General features: G+C 61.3%; 3 protein-coding genes. All 3 read left to right on the top strand.

Features of this window, described 5'->3' with window-relative positions:
- A partial coding sequence (locus WBF74_RS02875; RefSeq protein ID WP_424434887.1) for a transglycosylase SLT domain-containing protein occupies window positions 1-606 on the top strand: 606 nt, incomplete at its 5' end.
- A 145-nt stretch (window positions 607-751) separates the two neighbouring features.
- A complete protein-coding gene (locus WBF74_RS02870) occupies window positions 752-1,384 on the top strand; it encodes an OmpW/AlkL family protein (protein WP_424434884.1) in 633 nt (210 codons plus the stop codon).
- Window positions 1,385-1,566: 182 nt separating this feature from the next.
- Window positions 1,567-1,736 (top strand): NAD(P)-binding protein (locus tag WBF74_RS02865; RefSeq protein ID WP_424434890.1); only part of this gene is annotated, 170 nt, incomplete at its 3' end.

Genomic DNA, 1,736 nt, shown 5'->3' with positions numbered 1-1,736 from the left:
CTGTCGGCGATGGAGCGGCGCTTCTTCGGCTTCCTGCCGCTCTTCGATTATGTGGATACGCGTGCCTTCAAGCGCGCCATTGAAGAACGCTTGCCTGACTATGAAAAAATTATTCGTCGGGCGGCGCGCGACAATGGCCTCTCGCCGCATCTTCTTGCCGCCATCGCCTACCAGGAATCGCATTGGAACCCGAACGCGGTAAGCCCCACCGGCGTGCGCGGTTTCATGATGCTGACAGAGCAGACAGCGCGTGAACTGGGCGTGAAGGACAGGCTGAACGCGCATGAAAGCATCCATGCGGCGGCGCGCTATCTGGCCGATCTCAAGCGCCGCCTGCCGCCCAGCGTGGAAGAGCCGGACCGCACATGGTTTGCGCTGGCTGCCTATAATCTCGGTCTCGGCCATATCTATGATGCGCGGGCGCTTGCGGCGCGCCTCGGACGCGACCGGGACAGCTGGGTTGACCTTCGCCGCGTGCTGCCGCTTCTCAACAATGCCGCCTATGCAGACGGGCTGAAACATGGCCGCGCGCGCGGCGGACAGGCCGTCCATTTCGTGCAGCAGGTGCGCAGCTACATGCACATACTGGAAAGCACGGGACGCTGAGACTTTCCGTTCGCGGAAGGCTCCGCGACATTTTGCGCAGGGCCTGCGACCGAATGACCACTCTTTTATTGTGGATATTCGGAGGATGCTTCCGGAACAGGACGCCGCCGCACCAGGCGGTGCATCGAACCGGAGAAAGAACAATATGACATTCAATCGGAACCTGTCTCTCGGCGCGGTAGCCCTGGCGGCTGCGATGGCGGCAGCGGCCCCCGCTCATGCGGAGTTTGAGGGCAAGTCAGCGGGTGACTTCATGGTGCGCGCCCGCGCATTGTGGGCAATCCCTGATGAGAGCGCTTCCACCAGCATTGGCGGCGACGTGAATGTTTCAAGCGACGCCGTGCCGGAACTCGACTTCACCTATTTCATCACCGACAACATCGCGGTGGAACTGATCGCGGGCACGACGAAGCATGACGTGTCCCACTCGCCGACCGGCCTCTCGCTCGGCAGTGTGAAGCTGCTGCCGCCCACGCTGACGCTGCAATATCACTTCCTGCCGAAAGAGCGCTTCAGCCCCTATGTCGGTGCGGGCCTGAACTACACCTTCTTCTATGATGCGGAGCCGGGCGTGTTCGCCAGCATCGATTATGATGACAGCTTCGGCTATGCGCTGCAGGCCGGTGTGGACTATGCCGTTGCCGACAACTGGTATGTGAACTTCGACGTGAAGAAGATTTTCCTCTCCACGGACGTGTCCATCAATGGTGGCGCAGTCACGGCGGATGTGGATCTCGACCCCTGGCTTGTGGGCGTCGGCGTCGGCTACCGCTTCTGATAAGAGATCGGGGAGGGGCCGCCGGCCCCTCCGCCATTTCCGGCGTCTGTCGCCGTTTGAATCTGCTGTCTTCCTGCTATAAAAATAGGGCACACACCCTAGCGCTCCGGCGTGCTGCAACCGCCGCGGCGCGGGGGTAGAATGTGTGAAAAGATGCAGGGAGAAGCTCAGTGGGAGAAAGCATGAGGTCCCTCGTCGAGGGAACGGAAGTGAAGTCACGTTCCATCCATGTCGCCATTCTCGGCGCGGGTGCGGCGGGCCTTGCCATGGCGATCCGCCTGCAAAAGGCGGGTATTCCGTTCACCATCTACGAGAAGGACGGCAGCGTCGGCGGAACCTGGCGGGACAATAC

Origin of the sequence: Parvibaculum sp., from assembly GCF_049672805.1 — a bacterium.
GTDB lineage: Bacteria > Pseudomonadota > Alphaproteobacteria > Parvibaculales > Parvibaculaceae > Parvibaculum.
This window is presented reverse-complemented; position numbering and strand designations above follow the sequence as displayed.